This is a genomic window from Streptomyces sp. NPDC008092 (assembly GCF_042957285.1).
GTDB lineage: Bacteria > Actinomycetota > Actinomycetes > Streptomycetales > Streptomycetaceae > Streptomyces.
The window spans coordinates 103,259-120,040 of record NZ_JBIBHY010000013.1 but is presented as its reverse complement, the minus strand read 5'-3'; the positions used below and the strand labels follow the sequence as shown (position 1 = coordinate 120,040).

At 73.5% G+C, this 16,782-nt stretch carries 15 protein-coding genes; 7 read left to right on the top strand and 8 right to left on the bottom strand.

Annotation, left to right across the window (positions count from 1 at the left end; genetic code table 11):
* Window positions 1-44: 44 nt before the first annotated feature.
* From ACFZB3_RS35880 to miaA, 4 genes are all read right to left on the bottom strand, one after another.
* The gene (locus ACFZB3_RS35880) at window positions 45-2,183 is read right to left on the bottom strand and encodes an HD domain-containing protein (protein ID WP_391383194.1); all 2,139 of its coding nucleotides are present in this window, start codon (window positions 2,181-2,183) and stop codon (window positions 45-47) included.
* Window positions 2,184-2,478: 295 nt separating this feature from the next.
* On the bottom strand, window positions 2,479-3,342 hold the full coding sequence (gene dapF, locus ACFZB3_RS35875) for a diaminopimelate epimerase (protein WP_391383190.1): 864 nt from the start codon (window positions 3,340-3,342) through the stop codon (window positions 2,479-2,481).
* A gap of 146 nt (window positions 3,343-3,488) precedes the next feature.
* Window positions 3,489-3,992, bottom strand: a complete 504-nt coding sequence (locus tag ACFZB3_RS35870; protein ID WP_391383751.1) for a hypothetical protein — start codon at window positions 3,990-3,992, stop codon at window positions 3,489-3,491.
* 107 nt (window positions 3,993-4,099) lie between these two features.
* Complete coding sequence (gene miaA / locus ACFZB3_RS35865) at window positions 4,100-5,038, bottom strand: tRNA (adenosine(37)-N6)-dimethylallyltransferase MiaA (protein WP_391383186.1); 939 nt, start codon at window positions 5,036-5,038, stop codon at window positions 4,100-4,102.
* Window positions 5,039-5,221: 183 nt separating this feature from the next.
* Here miaA and ACFZB3_RS35860 point away from each other — a divergent pair, with 183 nt between their 5' ends.
* Together ACFZB3_RS35860 and ACFZB3_RS35855 are read left to right on the top strand one after the other, a co-directional pair.
* Window positions 5,222-5,530, top strand: a complete 309-nt coding sequence (locus tag ACFZB3_RS35860; RefSeq protein WP_391383183.1) for a hypothetical protein — start codon at window positions 5,222-5,224, stop codon at window positions 5,528-5,530.
* A 33-nt stretch (window positions 5,531-5,563) separates the two neighbouring features.
* Window positions 5,564-5,851: an Rv0909 family putative TA system antitoxin gene (locus ACFZB3_RS35855; protein ID WP_391383179.1), complete on the top strand. Its 288-nt coding sequence runs from the start codon at window positions 5,564-5,566 to the stop codon at window positions 5,849-5,851.
* 155 nt (window positions 5,852-6,006) lie between these two features.
* Here ACFZB3_RS35855 and ACFZB3_RS35850 read toward each other — a convergent pair whose 3' ends face one another.
* The 4 genes from ACFZB3_RS35850 to ACFZB3_RS35835 form a co-directional block, all read right to left on the bottom strand.
* A complete protein-coding gene (locus ACFZB3_RS35850; RefSeq protein WP_391383177.1) occupies window positions 6,007-6,714 on the bottom strand; it encodes a class III extradiol dioxygenase subunit B-like domain-containing protein in 708 nt (235 codons plus the stop codon).
* A gap of 10 nt (window positions 6,715-6,724) precedes the next feature.
* The gene (locus ACFZB3_RS35845) at window positions 6,725-7,015 is read right to left on the bottom strand and encodes a hypothetical protein (protein WP_391383174.1); all 291 of its coding nucleotides are present in this window, start codon (window positions 7,013-7,015) and stop codon (window positions 6,725-6,727) included.
* A gap of 46 nt (window positions 7,016-7,061) precedes the next feature.
* Window positions 7,062-8,588 carry a tRNA (N6-isopentenyl adenosine(37)-C2)-methylthiotransferase MiaB gene (gene miaB, locus ACFZB3_RS35840; RefSeq protein ID WP_391383171.1) on the bottom strand — a complete coding sequence of 509 codons (1,527 nt, stop codon included), beginning with the start codon at window positions 8,586-8,588 and terminating at the stop codon, window positions 7,062-7,064.
* Window positions 8,589-8,731: 143 nt separating this feature from the next.
* A complete protein-coding gene (locus ACFZB3_RS35835; protein WP_391383168.1) occupies window positions 8,732-9,787 on the bottom strand; it encodes a serine hydrolase in 1,056 nt (351 codons plus the stop codon).
* Window positions 9,788-9,979: 192 nt separating this feature from the next.
* On the opposite strand from ACFZB3_RS35835, the gene ACFZB3_RS35830 reads away from it, so the two are divergent.
* The 5 genes from ACFZB3_RS35830 to ACFZB3_RS35810 all read left to right on the top strand — a co-directional run bounded on the left by ACFZB3_RS35830 (window position 9,980) and on the right by ACFZB3_RS35810 (window position 16,727).
* Window positions 9,980-10,654, top strand: a complete 675-nt coding sequence (locus ACFZB3_RS35830) for a response regulator (RefSeq protein WP_391383165.1) — start codon at window positions 9,980-9,982, stop codon at window positions 10,652-10,654.
* A complete protein-coding gene (locus tag ACFZB3_RS35825) occupies window positions 10,651-11,763 on the top strand; it encodes a histidine kinase (RefSeq protein ID WP_391383162.1) in 1,113 nt (370 codons plus the stop codon). Before ACFZB3_RS35830 ends, ACFZB3_RS35825 begins: the two co-directional genes overlap by 4 nt.
* Window positions 11,764-12,122: 359 nt before the next feature.
* The gene (locus ACFZB3_RS35820; protein WP_391383158.1) at window positions 12,123-12,866 is read left to right on the top strand and encodes a histidine phosphatase family protein; all 744 of its coding nucleotides are present in this window, start codon (window positions 12,123-12,125) and stop codon (window positions 12,864-12,866) included.
* A 265-nt stretch (window positions 12,867-13,131) separates the two neighbouring features.
* Window positions 13,132-14,895: an ABC transporter transmembrane domain-containing protein gene (locus tag ACFZB3_RS35815; protein WP_391383748.1), complete on the top strand. Its 1,764-nt coding sequence runs from the start codon at window positions 13,132-13,134 to the stop codon at window positions 14,893-14,895.
* A complete protein-coding gene (locus ACFZB3_RS35810) occupies window positions 14,892-16,727 on the top strand; it encodes an ABC transporter transmembrane domain-containing protein (RefSeq protein ID WP_391383155.1) in 1,836 nt (611 codons plus the stop codon). Before ACFZB3_RS35815 ends, ACFZB3_RS35810 begins: the two co-directional genes overlap by 4 nt.
* The last annotated feature ends 55 nt before the right edge of the window (window positions 16,728-16,782 follow it).

Genomic DNA, 16,782 nt, shown 5'->3' with positions numbered 1-16,782 from the left:
CGCTCACGGGTACGACGCGCGACCAATCCACCCGAACGAGTAGTTCATTGGTGTTGCGCTCGGCCGACGTCGTACACACCGGGCACGTTGCGCATCGCGCGCATCAGGGCGGGCAGGTGGGCCGCGTCGGGGAGGTCGACGGTGTACGTGTGCCGGACGCGCTGCTGGCTGGGTGGTTCCACGGTCGCCGAGACGATCTCGGCGCCCTCCTGGGCCATCGCCTCGGTGAGGTCGGCGAGCAGATGGGGCCGGCCGAACGATTCGGCGACCAGGGTGACCCGGCAGGCGGTGCTGTCGTCCCAGCTCACGGCCACCTCGGGGCGCCCGGTGCTCTTCATGTGCGCCACCGAGGCGCACTCCACGCGGTGCACGGTGACCACTCCGCCGCGTACCGCGAAGCCGGTGACCTCGTCCAGCGGTACGGGGGTGCAGCAGCCGGCGAGCCGTACGGTCGCGCCCGGGCGGTCGGCGACCACGGCGCTGGCGGTCCGGGGGGCGCCGGCAGCGGCGCCCGGGGCCGGGAACTCGGGTACGGGGCGGCTGGGCGCGGGGGCCGGCGGCTCCTCGGCGCTGTCCGGGTGGGCGGCCAGCCAGCGCTGGATGGCGATCCGGGCCGCCGGGGTGTGGGCGTGCTCCAGCCACTCCCGGGAGGGCTCGGAGGCCGGGTCCTGGCCCATCAGGAGCTGGACGGTGTCGCCGTCCGTGAGGACCGTGCTGAGGGTGGCGAGGCGGCCGTTGACGCGGGCGCCGATGCAGGCGTGGGCGTCCTCGCCGTACTGGGCGTACGCGGCGTCGACGCAGGTGGCGCCCTCGGGGAGGCCGAGGGTGCCGCCGTCGGGGCGGAACACGGTGATCTCGCGGTCCTGGGCGAGGTCCTCGCGCAGGGTGGACCAGAAGGTGTCGGTGTCCGGGGCGGCCTTCTGCCAGTCGAGGAGGCGGGAGAGCCAGCCGGGGCGGGTGGGGTCGGCGCGCTCGCCGTCGGCCGCGGTGTCGGCGGCCTCCGCCGCGGGGGCGTCGGCGGCCGGGGCGTAGGGGTTGCCGAGGGCGACGACGCCGGCCTCGGCGACCTTGTGCATCTGGTGGGTGCGGATGAGGACTTCGGCGACCTGTCCGTCGGCGCGGGCGACCGCCGTGTGCAGCGACTGGTACAGGTTGAACTTCGGTACCGCGATGAAGTCCTTGAACTCCGAGACCACCGGGGTCAGGCAGGTGTGCAGTTCACCGAGGACGGCGTAACAGTCCGCGTCCTCGTTGACCAGCACGAGGAGCCGGCCGAAGTCGGCGCCGCGCAGTTCGCCGCGTTTGCGGCTGACGCGGTGGACGGAGACGAAGTGCCGGGGCCGGATGAGGACTTCGGCCGGGATGTCGGCCTCGCGCAGCACTCCGCGCACCTCGTCGGCGATCGCCGCGAGGGGGTCGTCGGCGCGGGCCGCGTTCGCGGCGATCAGTTCCCGGGTGTGCTCGTACTCCTCGGGGTGCAGGATGGCGAAGACCAGGTCCTCCAGCTCGGTCTTCAGCGCCTGCACGCCGAGCCGCTCGGCGAGCGGGATGAGGACGTCACGGGTGACCTTGGCGATGCGTTCCTGTTTCTCACGGCGCATCACGCCGAGGGTGCGCATGTTGTGCAGGCGGTCGGCGAGCTTGATGGACATCACGCGGACGTCGCTGCCGGTGGCGACGAGCATCTTGCGGAACGTCTCGGGTTCGGCGGCGGCCCCGTAGTCGACCTTCTCGAGTTTCGTCACCCCGTCGACCAGGTAACGGACCTCCTCGCCGAACTGTTCCCGCACCTGGTCGAGCGTCACATCGGTGTCCTCGACGGTGTCGTGGAGCAGGGACGCCGTCAGGGTCGTGGTCTCCGCACCGAGTTCGGCGAGGATCAGGGTGACCGCGAGCGGGTGGGTGATGTACGGCTCGCCGCTCTTGCGCATCTGGCCGCGGTGCGAGGACTCGGCCAGCACGTAGGCGCGGCGCAGGGGTTCGAGATCGGCGTCGGGGTAGTGGGCGCGGTGCGCCTCGGCGACGTGGCCGATGGCGTCGGGGAGCTTGCCGCGGGCGGCGTTGCCGAGCAGCGCGGCCCGGCCGAGGCGGCGCAGGTCGATCCGGGGGCGGGCCTTCCTGCGGACCGCCGCCGCAGGCGCTGCGGGACCGGGCGTCGCAGGGTTCGTGGCCTCCGCACTCATGGGCACCTCCGGCTCGTGGACCGGCGGACGGGGCCCCAGGGCATACGAGGCTCAGGGATTGGCGACGTTCCCCCGTCCGTGCCGGTGCTTGATGCTACCGAGCCCATCGGGCCCGATTGACCGGCTCCCGCCGAGCGTGAAACGGATCACCCAATCGAGCGACGAATTCGAGGTTTACGATTTTGCGCCACCTGTTCGGGGGGTGGCCGACGTTTCTCGCCACACGTGGCAACGCGGGCCGTGGATCCGGGTGTTGGAGCACCGCCCGGACCACGGATTACGACGCGCAGTCAGCTCAACGGACGGCGTTTTCCAGCCACTCCGTACTGATCTCGCCCGTGGCGACAATCACTGCGGGGCCGGTCATCTCGATCTCGCCGTCGGGCCGCTCGGTGATGACGAGCCGTCCGCCGGGCACGTCCACGGTGTACGTCGCCGGGGCACCGGTGACCGAGGGGTCGGCGCCGTCGCGGCGGGCGGCGGCCACAGCGACCGCGCAGGCGCCGGTGCCGCAGGAGCGGGTCTCGCCGGAGCCGCGCTCGTGCACGCGCATCGCGACGTGGCGGGGGCCGCGGTCGACGACGAACTCGACGTTGACCCCTTCGGGGTAGGCCGACGGGGGGCTGAAGGGGGGTGGGGTGTAGAGGTCGCCGGCGTCGGCGAGGTCCGCGACGAAGGCGACGGCGTGCGGGTTGCCCATGTTCACGTTCCGCGCGGGCCAGGTGCGGTCGCCGACGCTGACGGTCACGTCGCCCTCGGGGAGGCGGGCGCTGCCCATGCCGACGGTGACGTCACCGTCCTTGGCGATGTGCACGGTCCTGACGCCGGCGCGGGTGGCGACGGCGAGGTCGCCCTCCGTGGCGTGGCCGGCGTGCTGGAGGTAGCGGGCGAAGACGCGGACGCCGTTGCCGCACATCTCGGCGATCGAGCCGTCGCCGTTGCGGTAGTCCATGAACCACTCGGCGTCGGCGGCCATCCCCTTGGCCTCGGGGTGCGCGGCGGACCGTACGACGTGCAGCACGCCGTCGGCGCCGATGCCTGACCGGCGGTCGCAGAGGGCGGCTACGGCGGCCGGGGTGAGGTCCAGGGCGTTGTCGGGGTCCGGGACGATCACGAAGTCGTTCTCGGTGCCGTGGCCCTTGAGGAAGGGGATGCTCATTCTTCGAGGGTAAGGGAGGGGTGGGGGGTGGTTCGGATGGTGGTCCGGGTGCGGGCCGGTGGGGGTTGATCGCGCAGTTCCTCCCCCAGCCTTCGGCCGGGGGGACCCCCAGCGCCCCTCTCGGGGCGTTCCAGTCCGGGGCGCCTTCAGCGCAGGCGCGCTACCCGCCATACCGCCAGGACGGCGACGATCGCCACCAGGAGCATGTAACCGATCACCACGCGCCAGTCGGGCCTGCGGCCCGAACCCCTTGCCGGGAGGCCGGGCCACGTGTAGCCGACCTTCCTGGCCGCCATCATTCCCCAGCCCGCCGCGCAGGAGCAGATCAGCAGGCCCAGCATCGCGATCACCGCGCCGCTGTCGCCGAAGTCGAAGGCCAGCGGGAAGGCGAACATCAGGGAGCCGACCGCGGCCAGGCCAACGATGGGGGCGAGCTGCCACAGGCGCAGGCGGCGCTGCGGGCGGAGTTCGACCTCGACCTCGGGGCCGCTCGCGAACATCTCCTCCGGCTCGGGGCCGTCGGCGGTGACGCCGCCCACCGTGTCGTCCGGACCGTCGGAGCTCAGCCGGTCCTCGGCCTCCACTGCCTCACTGGCCCCGACTGCGACGTGCTCGGTGTCTTGTGCGGTGTCGCGAGGGCCGGCCTCCATCGCCACGCGCCCTCCCAACCTAGGACTCCACTTGCGATCGAAGCTCGATGATGGCACGGCGCCGGAGGCCTCGATGACCGGTGGCGCATCCCGATGCCATGACGTGATCAGGCTGTGACCGGTCGTTCGACCAACGCCAGGGCCAGCTGCGGAAGTTCCTCACGGTCCGCCGCGGCCCCACTCAACCAGTGCACCCGGGGGTCGCGCCTGAACCATGAATCCTGGCGGCGCGCGAAGCGCTTGGTGGCACGGACGGTCTCGGCCCGTGCTTCCGCTTCCGTGCACTCGCCGGCGAGCGCCGCCAGCACCTGCTGGTAGCCGAGGGCGCGCGACGCCGTGCGTCCCTCGCGCAGCCCGTGCGCCTCCAGTGCGCGCACCTCGGCCACGAGTCCGGCCTCCCACATCCGGTCGACGCGCAGCGCGATGCGCTCGTCGAGCTCGGGGCGAGCCACGTCGACACCGATCTGGACGGTGTCGTAGACCGAGTCGTGGCCGGGCAGGTTGGCGGTGAAGGGGCGCCCGGTGATCTCGATCACCTCCAGCGCGCGGACGATACGGCGGCCGTTGCTGGGCAGGATCGCGCGCCCCGCGTCGGGGTCGGCGGCGGACAGCCTGGCGTGCAGGGCGCCGGAACCGCGCAGGGCCAGCTCGTCCTCCAGGCGGGCCCTGACCTCCGGGTCGGTGCCGGGGAACTCCAGGTTGTCGACGGCACCGCGGACGTACAGCCCGCTGCCGCCGACCAGGATCGGCCAGCGGCCCTCGGCGAGCAGGGCGTCGATGCGGGCGCGGGCGAGCCGCTGGTACTCGGCGACGGAGGCGGTGACGGTCACGTCCCAGATGTCGAGCAGGTGGTGCGGGACGTCGGCACGCTCCTCGGGCGTCAGTTTGGCGGTGCCGATGTCCATCCCCCGGTACAGCTGCATGGAGTCGGCGTTGACGACCTCGCCGCCGAGCCGTTGGGCCAGGAAGACGCCGAGGTCGGACTTTCCGGCCGCGGTGGGGCCGACGACGGCGATGACACGGGGGGCGGGGGGTGCGCTGCTCACCGCACCAGTCTCGCAAACCTCGGAGGCAGGTCTCGAACGAGTTACGTGACGGAGCGTGTCCGGCTTCGTTGCCCGTTGCGAGGTTCCCGCCACCGCCGCCGAGAGGCCGCGACCGGTCCGGCGCAATCGGACGCACCGGGGTCACGCGGGATTTCGCTCGCACGAGTAACGTATGGAGTGGATATGGGCGTTTTTGCACGGTTCCTTGGGAAGAAGCAGAAGGCGTCGGAAGAGCCGAAGACGCCGGAAGAGCCGGAGGCCAAGCTGCCGGCAGGTGCCGGGCCGGACGGGCCCGGCGCGGAGGACGCCGTGGAGGAGGCGGCCGGGGCCGGGGCGGCGGCGAAGGGTCCGGACGAGGACGACGGCCGGGACGCGGACGCGAGGACGGAGACGGAGCGCGCCGCGGCCGCCGCCGAGAGCACCGAGATCCCCAAGCAGCAGTCCGCCAAGGAGGCCGCCGACAACGAGGCCGGCGAGGGCGCCCGCACATAACGGCCCGCGAGGGAAGCCATAGGGAAGGTAACCATGGGTCTTTTGGACAATTTGAAGGCCAAGCTCGCCCCGGCCAAGGACAAGGCCTCTCACTTCGCGCAGCAGCACGAGGACAAGGTCGACAAGCTCCAGCACGGCATCGACAAGGCCGCGCGGGTCGTCGACGAGAAGACCAAGGGCAAGTACAGCGACAAGATCCAGACGGGTACGGGCCGGGCCAAGGGCGCCATGGACCGGTTCGTGCACCCGGACGCCATGGGCGGTACGACACCCGACCCCAACGCCCCGACCGGGCGGGAAGGGCCGCCGCCGGCTTCCTGAGCCGGGCGGGTCCCGGCGGAGTTCGGCGGACGGCCGAGAGTCACCCGACTCCCGGCCGTCCGCCGTTCCGGCAGCCGTTCACGACGGGGCCCGTTCGCAACGGGGCCTGTTCACGACGGGGCCCGTTCACGACGGGGGCGCGGTGCGGCCGGTGCTCAGGACCAGGTCGCCACCAGGTAGCAGACGCCGTACGGTGCGTCGTCGTAGAGGAGGGCCCCGGCGAGGTCCGCGCCCTCGGCCGCGCCGGCGAGGACCTGCCACGGGGCGCGGCCGGCGGCCTTGAGCTGGTACGCCAGGTCGGCGTCGAGGGCCTTGATCGCCTCGATGTCGGCGGCGCCGAGCGCCCGGGCGGCCTGGGCGTCGAAGGGAGCCGCCCGTTCGTCGAGGTAGCCCGGTGCCTTCAGGGTGCGGCAGGCGCTGGCGTCGCCCATCACCAGCATCGCCACCCGCGCGGCCCGGCCGGCGATCTCCCGGCCGGTCCGGACGCACCGCTCGGTCTCCAGGGGCTCGCCCACGCCGAGCCCCTCGATGGGGGCGTCGGCCCAGCCGGTGCGCTCCAGCAGCCAGCCGGCGACGGCGAGCGAGGGCGGCAGCTCCCGCTCACCGGCCGCGCCGCTGCCGAGCCGTACGTCGACCTCGGCCCCGAAACCCCGGAAGGTGCCCCGGCTGCCCTGCGGGAACACGCCGCGTCCCGGCTGTTCGGCGGGCCCCACCACCACCAGGAGGTCGGGCCGGGCCGCCGCGAGCACCCCGAGCGCGTCGGCGCAGGCGGCACGCGCGGCGTCCAGCTCCGGTGCGGCTCCTGCCGCGACCTCGGGGACGAGGACGGGCGGGCAGGGACAGACTGCGGCTGCGACAAGCATGATCGGCAGCCTACTGCTGGTACACGGGCGCGGGACCGCTGCTCCACGCCAGTTCCGCCAACCGGTAGAACACCCGGTGCGTGGACATCCAGCCGTCGATGTGGACGTAGTACACGTCCCCGTCCCCCACCCGGAACACCTCACGGCGCTGCTGGCGCAGGCCCGCGCGTGGCCGGTGGGTGCAGGCGACCTCGTAGAGCGTGGCCCGGGCCTGCTCCGGGGTGCTCTCGAAGCGGGTGACCTCCTCGACCTTGTAGAAGTCCCCGTTACCGAACTGCGCGACAACCACCCAGCGCGCCATGCTCCGCCCCCCGGCTCCCGATCGACGTGAGGAGTATGGCGGGTGATCAGTGCGCCGCACAGCCCCCGGTCGCCACCGGCAGCGGCTCCGGCACGCCGATCTTCGGCAGCCCCAGCAGCACCCCCGCCGGCTTGGCCGCCTCGGCCGCGTTCCGCTTCTCCCAGGCGTCGCCGGCGCGGGTGCGCCGTACGCCGAGCACCTGGCCCTCGGCGAGCAGGTGGTGCGGGGCGGCGTAGGTGATCTCGACCGTGACGACGTCGCCGGGGCGGACCTCCTGGTCCGGCTTGGTGAAGTGGACGAGCCGGTTGTCGGGGGCGCGGCCGGAGAGGCGGTGGGTGGCGCCGTCCTTGCGGCCCTCGCCCTCGGCGACCATCAGGTCGAGGGTGCGGCCGACCTGCTTCTTGTTCTCGTCCCAGGAGATCTCCTCCTGGAGGGCGACGAGACGCTCGTAGCGCGCCTGGACGACCTCCTTGGGGATCTGGTTCTCCATGGTCGCGGCGGGGGTGCCGGGCCGCTTGGAGTACTGGAAGGTGAAGGCCTGCGTGAAGCGGGCCTCGCGCACGGCGTGCATCGTCTGCTCGAAGTCCTCCTCGGTCTCGCCGGGGAAGCCCACGATGATGTCGGTGGTGATCGCCGCGTGCGGGATCGCGGCCCGCACCTTCTCGATGATCCCGAGGTAGCGCTCCTGCCGGTACGAGCGGCGCATCGCCTTCAGGACGGTGTCCGAGCCGGACTGCATGGGCATGTGCAGCTGCGGCATCACGTTCGGGGTCTCGGCCATGGCCGCGATCACGTCGTCCGTGAAGTCACGGGGGTGCGGGGAGGTGAACCGGACCCGCTCCAGGCCCTCGATGGTCCCGCAGGCCCGCAGCAGCTTGCTGAAGGCCTCGCGGTCGCCGATGTCGGAGCCGTAGGCGTTGACGTTCTGGCCGAGCAGCGTGATCTCGGAGACGCCCTCGGCGACCAGGGCCTCGATCTCGGCGAGGATGTCGCCGGTGCGGCGGTCCTTCTCCTTGCCGCGCAGGGCCGGGACGATGCAGAAGGTGCAGGTGTTGTTGCAGCCGACGGAGATCGAGACCCAGGCCGCGTAGGCGCTCTCGCGCCGGGTCGGCAGGGTGGAGGGGAAGGCCTCCAGCGACTCGGCGATCTCGACCTGCGCCTCTTCCTGGACCCTGGCGCGCTCCAGCAGGACCGGCAGCTTGCCGATGTTGTGCGTGCCGAAGACGACGTCGACCCAGGGGGCCTTGCGGACGATGGTCTCGCGGTCCTTCTGCGCCAGGCAGCCGCCGACCGCGATCTGCATGCCGGGGCGGGACGCCTTCCGCGGCGCGAGCCGGCCGAGGTTGCCGTAGAGCCGGTTGTCGGCGTTCTCACGGACCGCGCAGGTGTTGAACACGACCACGTCGGCGTCGCCGTCCGCCCCCTCGGGAGCGCGTACGTACCCGGCCTCCTCCAGCAGCCCGGACAATCGCTCGGAGTCGTGGACGTTCATCTGGCACCCGTAGGTACGGATTTCATAGGTTTTGGATGAACGAGCGTCCACTGCCGGGCTCCGGTCACTGCTGATGGTCATGCCTAAAGGGTAGGCGGTTCACGGAGACCCGAGGCATGCCCTCCGGTCCGTGGGCGCCCGGCGGCGCGTTCCCGGAGCGTGGCGGCGGCCGTCGCCGTCCCGGGCTCCGTCGGGGGGACGGTGTCCGTGGTCCTGGCGCGCGGTCAGGCGAAGGCGAGCGAGCGGAACGCGTCGCGGACGTGGCCGAGGGGCGCGGGGTCCCCGGAGTAGTAGAACTCGTTGGTCAGCAGGACTGCCCAGCGGCCCTGCTTCGGAGCGAGCCAGGCGCCTGTTCCGGTGGGGCCGTGGGGCACCCAGATGTCGTCGGTCCCGGGGTCGGTTCCCGGGGCCGGGTGCCAGAACAGCCCGCCGGCGGGTGCGAGGTCGCCGGTCCCGGTCCCGGTCCGCAGGGATTCCTGGATCCAGGCGGGGCCGAAGCCCGGCTGCCCGCCGTCCTGTCCCGGCTGGAGCAGGTGGCGGAGGAAGGCCGCGAGGTCGGGGAGGACGGAGAACGCCCCGGAGATGCCGCAGACCCCGCCGAGCAGGCGCGCCGACGGGCACCGGGCGGTGCCCTTCAGGCGGGCCCCCGTGCTGTCGTCGAGTCCGGTCGGCGCGCAGCGGGCGGCCGCTTCGTCGGGCAGGGGGCCGTAGCAGGTGCGGGTCATGCCCAGGGGCTGCCACACGCCGGTGGCCGCGAGGACGTCGAGGCTCTGTCCGGAGAGCTCCTCGGCGAGGTAGCCGAGGACGAGGGCGGCCCGGTCGGTGTACTCCACGGCCTCCCCGGGCGGACGGCGTACGGCTTCGTGGAGGACGCCGTCGCGGATGTCCCGGGGGTGGGTGCCGTACAGGTCCCCGAGGTCGGTGCGGAGCGGCAGGCCGGCGGTGTGGGTGAGCAGGTGGCGTGTGGTCGCCCGGCCCAGGGGGTGTCCGCGCACCTCGGACCAGAACTCACCCAGCTGCTCGTCGAGGTGCAGCCTGCCGGCCTCGACGAGGCATCCGATGGACGACCACACGGCGAGGACCGCCGTGAGGCCGGCGACGTCGAAGACGGTGTCGTGCCGCATCGGTTCGTCGGGCCGGTCGGGATCCGGGACGCCCGGGGTGCCGATGGCCATGTTCGCGCGGTCGCCGACGGCCCAGACGGCGCCTGGGTAGACCTTGTCGCGGACACCTTCGCCGACGAGCTCGCGGATGCGGTCGATGTCTAGGTCGAGGGCCATGGTCTCCCGATCTGTCCTGGGCCGTGTGGTCCCCCCGTCGCTCAGCGTAGTGAGGCACGTGACGAGCTTCTGGCTGCGCCACCGCCGACCGGCTGAGGTCGCGCCGCCAACTGGCGGGTTCTCCGTGCCGGCCGCCGGAGGACGGCTGCCACGGGGTACGCATCGGCAGGGCACGCGACGAGCGGAGCGCACGTGATCCGGGTACTGGTGGTCGATGACGAAGCCCTGATCCGCACGGGCTTCATGCACATTCTCGAAACGGCGGACGACATCGAGGTCGTCGCGGCGGTACCGGGTGGCCAGGCCGTGCGCACGGTGCAGGAGCTGCGGCCCGACGTCGTCCTGCTCGACATCCGGATGCCGGACGTGGACGGGCTCACGATTCTGGCCGACCTGCGCCGGATGCCGCAGGCTCCGGTGGTCGCCATGCTCACCACGTTCGACACCGACGAATACGTGGCGACCGCGCTGCGTTCGGGCGCCGCCGGATTCCTGCTCAAGGACACCGACCCCGAGCAGCTCCCCCATCTGGTGCGCACCCTGGCCGAGGGAGGGACCGTACTGTCGTCCAAGGTCACGCGGCTGGTGGTGGGCGGCTACCTCGACAACAGCGTCCGGGAGCCCGCCGCCGTCCGGCTCACCGCCCGGCTCACCGAGCGTGAACGCGCCGTGCTCGTCCTCATGGCCGAAGGACTCGCCAACAACGAGATCGGCGAACGGCTGCACCTGAGCACCGGCACCATCAAGGGCCATGTCACCAACGTCCTCGGCAAACTGCGGGTGGGCAGCCGTGTCCAAGCGGCGCTCATCGCCGAGCGCGCGGGCCTGCTCACTCCCGCGCCCGCGCAGGACGAGGGCGCCCGGTGAGCTCCCGGCAGCCGTCGGCCGTGCTCCTCGACATCGGCTTCGTCGGGTTCGCGCTGGCGGACGCCTGGGCGCACGTCGGAGCCGAGGACCAGCCGGCCGCCGCCTTCGCGTTGCTCGGCGCCCTCGCCCTGATGCTGCGGCACCGGCTGCCCCTGACGACCTTCGTCCTCACGCTCCCCACCGCCCTGGTCACCGACGCGGTGGTCGCTCCCATGGCCGCGCTGTACACGCTCTCCTCCGTCAACCGCCACCGTCTCCTGCTGGCCGGCTGCGCGCTGGCCTACGCGATCATCGACTTCCTGCCCTGGCCGTGGTCGTCCCTGGACGCCACCGAGCTGTCCCAGACGAACAACCTGTTCCACCTCAGCTACACCCTGGCCACCGCCGCCGCTCCGGTCTTCCTCGGCCAGCTCGTCCAGGCCCGGCGCGAGCTGTCCCTGCGGCTCGCCGACATCTCCGAGGCCCGCGAGCAGGAACGGCTGCTGACCGCCCAGAGCGTGCTGGCGAAGGAGCGCGCCCAGCTCGCCCGCGAGATGCACGACGTGGTCTCCCACCAGGTCAGTCTCATCGCCGTACAGGCCGGAGCGCTCCAGGTGAGCGGCCGGGACGCCGAGACCAGGCAGGCCGCGGCCACGATCCGCCGGCTGAGCGTGCAGACCCTGGAGGAACTGCGCCACATGGTCAGCGTGCTGCGGGCCTCCGGCAGCAGGCCCACGGAGCTCACCCCGCAGCCTTCGCTCGCCGACCTGGAGCACCTGGTCGAGGCCAGCGGCATCGAGGCGAAGCTGGAGACCGACCTGCCCGAGGAGCTTCCGCCCACGGTGCAGCGCGCCGTCTACCGCACCGTCCAGGAAGCGCTGACCAACGTCCGCAAACACGCCCCCGGCGCCGCCGCGACCGTCCGCGTCCGGCACACGGACGGCGTCCTGCGCGCCACCGTCACCAACACCGCCCCCACCCGGCCCGCGGTGCCCCTGCCGAGCGCCCAGAACGGCCTGGTCGGCCTGGCCCAGCGCGCGGAGCTCCTGGGCGGCACCGTCACGTCCGGCCCCACGTCCCAGGGGGGCTACCAGCTCCGCCTGGAACTGCCCGTCGACCGGAACCGGTGAACGCCGCTCCCGGCACGGCGGCGCCCCACGACGCGGCACGACGCGGCGCGGCACAGCGCGCACAGCGCGGCACGGGAGCAATCGGACCACGGTCCGGTTGCGTGTCCCGTCGGGTGGCGCGCGGCGGTGTCCGACGCCGGTTCCCCGGCCGGTCGCGGGGGCGGGCCGGCCAGTCGGCGGGGTGCGTCCGGACACCTGGCGGATGGTGCGGCCGGGGGATCTGCGGCGACCGTGGAGGACGTGAGGCACCCCGTGGCGCCGGCCCGACCGATCAGGCGGCCGTCACCCCGGGCCTCGCACCGTCCGAAGCCGTGCCGGGTCAAGAGGGGCCAAGAACGGCCAAGAAGGAGGTCGGTCCCATGTCCATCCACCTGACGCTTCTGTGCGCGCCCGGCGGTGACGCCACGCTGGACCCGCTCCTCGGCGACGTTCCCCTGAGTGAGCGCGACCTGCGTCTGGCAGGCACCGCGAGAGCAGTGCTCTCTCCCCACGAGCCGGCCGTCCGGGCACCCTCGGTCCGTTGCTCGCAGACCGCCGAGGCCATCGGCCTGGCGGCCGCGCCCGAGCCCATGCTGCGCGATCTCGACGTGGGTGGTTGGTGCGGTCGCACCGTCGGCGAAGTCGCCGCGGCCGACCCCGAAAGGTACAGCGCCTGGCTCACGGATCCGGATGCCGCGCCCCACGGAGGGGAGTCCGTACGCCGGCTCTGCCGCCGGTCGGCGGACTGGCTGGACAGCGTCGCACCCGACGCGGGCCACACCGTGGCCATCACCGAAGCGGCCGTCGTCCGAGCCGCGCTCATCCGGGCCCTGGCCCTGCCGGCACGAGCTTTCTGGCATCTCACCGTGCCGCCCCTGAGCACGGCCTTCCTCACCTGGCGAGGCGGCTACTGGGACGTCCAGTTCGGCCGCGTCTCCCCCCAGGAGTCCCGGCGCCGGCTGCTCTCGCGGCCGCCGGCACCCGCGGGCGCCGGCGGCGGCGACCGGCAGGCGGCGGGCCATCCGGACGAAGACGACGACAACGGCAACAGCGACGGCAACAGCAACGGCAACAGCAACGGCTCAAGTCGCTTGCCGGAATCGATCCTCACCAGGTGCGGCTGAGCGCGCCTCCGCCGGAAGTGCCGCGATACGCCGTCGTTCGGCTGCGGCACCGCCGTGACTGGTCGCGCGGTTCCGCCCCCGGCCTCGGGCCGGGGGCGGCCGTGCGACCGGCCCGGTCACGGCCGATCGCCTGCGGCACAAGGGGAGTCGAGCCTCGCCGGACCGAGTCCGGATCCCGGGGCGGGGATTGACGGGACGGGATTTACTTAGAGTAGCCTTGCCTAAGTTGACCGTCTCCGGAGGGTGGCCGGTGGGATCAGGGGAACTGTCGGGGCGGGATGTCCTGGCGAGGTCGGTCGGAGGGCAGGGGCGGCGAGTCGCTCTCGGCGCCGCGCTCGGAAGCGTGCACCAGTTCGGGGAGGCCCTGGTCCCCGTACTCGTCGGTGTCGTCGTCGACCAGGCCGTGGCCGGCCGGGACGCCGGGCGTCTGGTGCTGTGGCTGGCCGTGCTGGCCGTCCTGTACGTGTGCCTGTCGTGGAGTTTCCGGCTGGGCGCGCGGGCCGGGGAGCGCGGGGCCGAGGAGGCCGCCCACGAGTTGCGGCTGGCCGTCGTGCGCCGGGTGCTCGACCCGCGGGGCGGAGCCGAGGCGGACCGGCTCTCCGGTGAGCTGGCCAATGTCGCCACGGAGGACGCCAAGCGCGTCGGCGCGGTCAACATGGCTCTGATGAGCGGGATTTCGGCGGTCGCCGGCATCACCGTCAGCGCCGTTGCGCTGCTGCTGACGTCCGTACCGCTCGGTCTGATCGTGCTGCTGGGCACGCCTGTGCTGCTGTGGCTCGGGCATCTGCTCAGCAAGCCCCTGGAACGGCGCAGCGAGGCCGAGCAGGACCGGGCCGCCGGGGCCGCCGGGGTCGCGGCCGATCTGGTGGCCGGGCTACGGGTGTTGAAGGGGCTCGGCGCGCAGCGGGCCGCGGTCGAGCGCTACCGCCGGACCAGCCAGGTCTCCCTCGCCGCCACCCTGCGCGCGGCCCGGGCCGAGTCGTGGCAGACCGGGCTCGTGCTGGCCCTGACCGGCGGGTTCATCGCGCTGATCGCCTGGGTGGGCGGCCGGCTGGCCCTCGACGGCTCCCTCACGCTCGGCCAGTTGGTCTCGGCGGTGGGCCTCGCGCTGTTCCTCCTTGGGCCGTTGGAGACGTTCGCCTGGGTCAACGCCGAACTGGCCCAGGGCCGTGCCTCCGCCGCCCGCATCGCCGAGGTGCTCTCGGCGGGGCCCGCCGTCACGGGCGGGGAGGAACCGGTGCCGGACGCGGTGCGTGGGGAGTTGCGGCTGCGCGGGGTGCGGCTCGGCGGCCTGGACGGCGTGGACCTCGACGTGCCCGCCGGACGGCTGACCGGGATCGCGGTGACCGATCCGGCCTGTGCCGAGGCCCTGTTGAGCTGCCTGGGCCGGGAGAGCGACCCGGAGTCGGGCACGGTGGAACTGGACGGGGTGCCGCTGACCCGGCTGGACCCGGCCCGGCTGCGGGCCGCGGTGCTGGTCGCCGCACACGACGCCGCGCTGTTCGAGGGATCCCTCGCCGACAACGTGGTCCCGGCGGACGCGGCCCATGTGTCGGATGCGGCCCTCGCATCGGGCCCGGCGGACGCATCGGGTCCGGCGGACGCATCGGGCCCGGCGGACGGCGAGGCCGATCCGCTGACGGCACGCGCCATGGCCGCCGCCGACGCCGACGAGGTGGTCCGCTCGCTGCCGCACGGCGCGGCCACCGGGGTGGGCGAGGGCGGGCGTTCGCTGTCCGGCGGGCAGCGGCAGCGCGTCCTGCTGGCTCGGGCCCTGCGGGCCGGGGCCCCGGTCCTGGTCGTGCACGATCCGACGACCGCGGTGGACGCGGTCACCGAGGCCCGGATCGCCGAGGGACTCCGGGAGTTCCGGCGGGGCCGTACGACGGTCGTGGTGACCAACAGCCCCGCGCTGCTCGCCGTGACCGACCGGGTGGTGCTGCTGGACGGCGGCCGGGTCGGCGCCGAGGGCACCCACGCGGAACTGGCCCGGACCCACGAGACCTACCGGACGGCGGTACTGGCATGACGGACGTCACCGCGGGGCCGGACGCCATCGCACAGCCCGGCACCACCGCCGAACGCGACCTGCTGCCCACCGCCACGCCCGCCCGCACCCGCGCGGCCGTCCGCGAACTCCTGCGCCCCGACCGGAAGCTGGCGGTGGCCGGATTCGGCACGATGGTGATCGCCACGGCCGTCGGGCTGCTCACCCAGCCGCTGCTCGGGCACATCGTGGACGTGGTCACCGAGCACCGCTCCCCCGACGCGCTCACCTGGCCGGCCGTCGCGCTCGCCGGGGTCGCCGTGGTGCAGGGCATCAGCACCGCGCTCGGCATGTCCCTGGTGTCCCGGCTCGGCGAGACCGCGCTCGCCCGGCTGCGTGAACTCTTCGTGGAACGCGCCCTGTCGCTGCCGCTGGAGCGGCTGGAGCGGGCGGGCTCCGGCGACCTCAACGCGCGGGTCACCCGGGACGTCTCCCGGGTCGCCGACGCCGTGCGCACCGCGCTGCCCGAACTCGCCCGCTCCGGGCTGTCCATCGTGCTGACCCTGGCCGCCCTCGCCGTGCTGGACTGGCGGTTCCTGCTGGCCGCGCTGCTCGCGGTGCCCGTGCAGGCGCACACCGCCCGCTGGTACGTGCGCAACGCCGTGCCCCTGTACGCGAAGGAGCGGATCGCCACCGGGGCCCAGCAGCAGCAGTTGCTGGACACCATCGGCGGGGCCCGGACGGTTCGGGCGTACCGGCGCCAGGACGACCACACCCGCCGGGTCACCGAACGGTCACGCGCGGCCGTGGAGTTGACGATGCGCGGGGTGCGGCTGGTGCTGCGCTTCTACAGCAGGCTGCACATCGCCGAGTACGTGGGGCTGGCCGCCGTGCTGGTCACCGGTTTCCTGCTGGTGCGGTCCGGTGCCGCCTCGGTCGGTACGGCGACCGCCGCCGCGCTGTACTTCCACAGCCTCTTCGGGCCGGTCAACACCGCGCTGGTGCTCCTGGACGACGCCCAGTCGGCGACGGCGGGACTGGCCCGGCTGGTCGGGGTCGTCGACGAGCCGGCACCCGCGGCCGCCGAGCACACGGACGGCCGTACGACCGCCGGGACGGGCGATCCGGCCGTGACGGGCGATCCGGCCGTGACGCTGACCGGGGTCTCGCACGCGTACGTACCCGGCCGTCCGGTGCTGCACGGTGTCGACCTGGAGGTGCGGCCCAAGGAACGGGTCGCGCTGGTCGGCACCACGGGCGCGGGCAAGACGACCCTGGCCCGGCTGGTGGCGGGACTGCACCGTCCGGAGGCCGGGCGGGTCGACGTCGGCGGCACCGAACCGGACGGCTCCGGCCGCCTGGTGGGGCTCGTCACCCAGGAGGTGCACGTGTTCGCCGGGCCGCTCGCCGACGACCTGCGCCTGGCCCGCCCGGACGCGGGCGACGAGGAACTGCGGGACGCGCTGGCCGCGGTGGGCGCCCTCGCTTGGGCCGAGGCCCTGCCGGAGGCGCTGGACACGGTCGTCGGCGACGGCGGGCACCGGCTCACCGCCGACCAGGCCCAGCAACTCGCCCTGGCCCGGCTGCTGCTGGCCGATCCGCCGGTCGTCGTGCTCGACGAAGCGACCGCCGAGGCGGGCAGCTCCGGCGCCCGGCTGCTCGACGAGGCCGCCGAGCAGGCGCTGCAGGGCCGTACCGCACTGGTCGTGGCACACCGCCTCAGCCAGGCCGCCGCGGCCGACCGGGTGGTCGTGCTGAGCGAAGGCCGGGTGGCGGAGGAGGGCACCCACGACGAACTCCTCGCCGCCCGGGGCCGGTACGCCGCCCTGTGGCAGGCCTGGTCGGACCACCGCTCCCCCGCAGCCCCCCACTAGATCTGGATCCCCAGAAGACCGAGCCGCCCCCCGCCGGACCCATCGCCAAGAACAG

Excerpts from the sequence above, each read along its gene's own strand:
- ACFZB3_RS35880 (WP_391383194.1), bottom strand. The coding sequence starts at position 2,183 with ATGAGTGCGGAGGCCACGAACCCTGCGACGCCCGGTCCCGCAGCGCCT.
- ACFZB3_RS35850 (WP_391383177.1), bottom strand. The coding sequence starts at position 6,714 with ATGCTTGTCGCAGCCGCAGTCTGTCCCTGCCCGCCCGTCCTCGTCCCC.
- ACFZB3_RS35855 (WP_391383179.1), top strand. The coding sequence starts at position 5,564 with ATGGGTCTTTTGGACAATTTGAAGGCCAAGCTCGCCCCGGCCAAGGAC.
- miaB (WP_391383171.1), bottom strand. The coding sequence starts at position 8,588 with ATGACCATCAGCAGTGACCGGAGCCCGGCAGTGGACGCTCGTTCATCC.
- ACFZB3_RS35870 (WP_391383751.1), bottom strand. The coding sequence starts at position 3,992 with ATGGAGGCCGGCCCTCGCGACACCGCACAAGACACCGAGCACGTCGCA.
- dapF (WP_391383190.1), bottom strand. The coding sequence starts at position 3,342 with ATGAGCATCCCCTTCCTCAAGGGCCACGGCACCGAGAACGACTTCGTG.
- ACFZB3_RS35845 (WP_391383174.1), bottom strand. The coding sequence starts at position 7,015 with ATGGCGCGCTGGGTGGTTGTCGCGCAGTTCGGTAACGGGGACTTCTAC.
- ACFZB3_RS35860 (WP_391383183.1), top strand. The coding sequence starts at position 5,222 with ATGGGCGTTTTTGCACGGTTCCTTGGGAAGAAGCAGAAGGCGTCGGAA.
- ACFZB3_RS35820 (WP_391383158.1), top strand. The coding sequence starts at position 12,123 with ATGTCCATCCACCTGACGCTTCTGTGCGCGCCCGGCGGTGACGCCACG.
- ACFZB3_RS35835 (WP_391383168.1), bottom strand. The coding sequence starts at position 9,787 with ATGGCCCTCGACCTAGACATCGACCGCATCCGCGAGCTCGTCGGCGAA.
- ACFZB3_RS35810 (WP_391383155.1), top strand. The coding sequence starts at position 14,892 with ATGACGGACGTCACCGCGGGGCCGGACGCCATCGCACAGCCCGGCACC.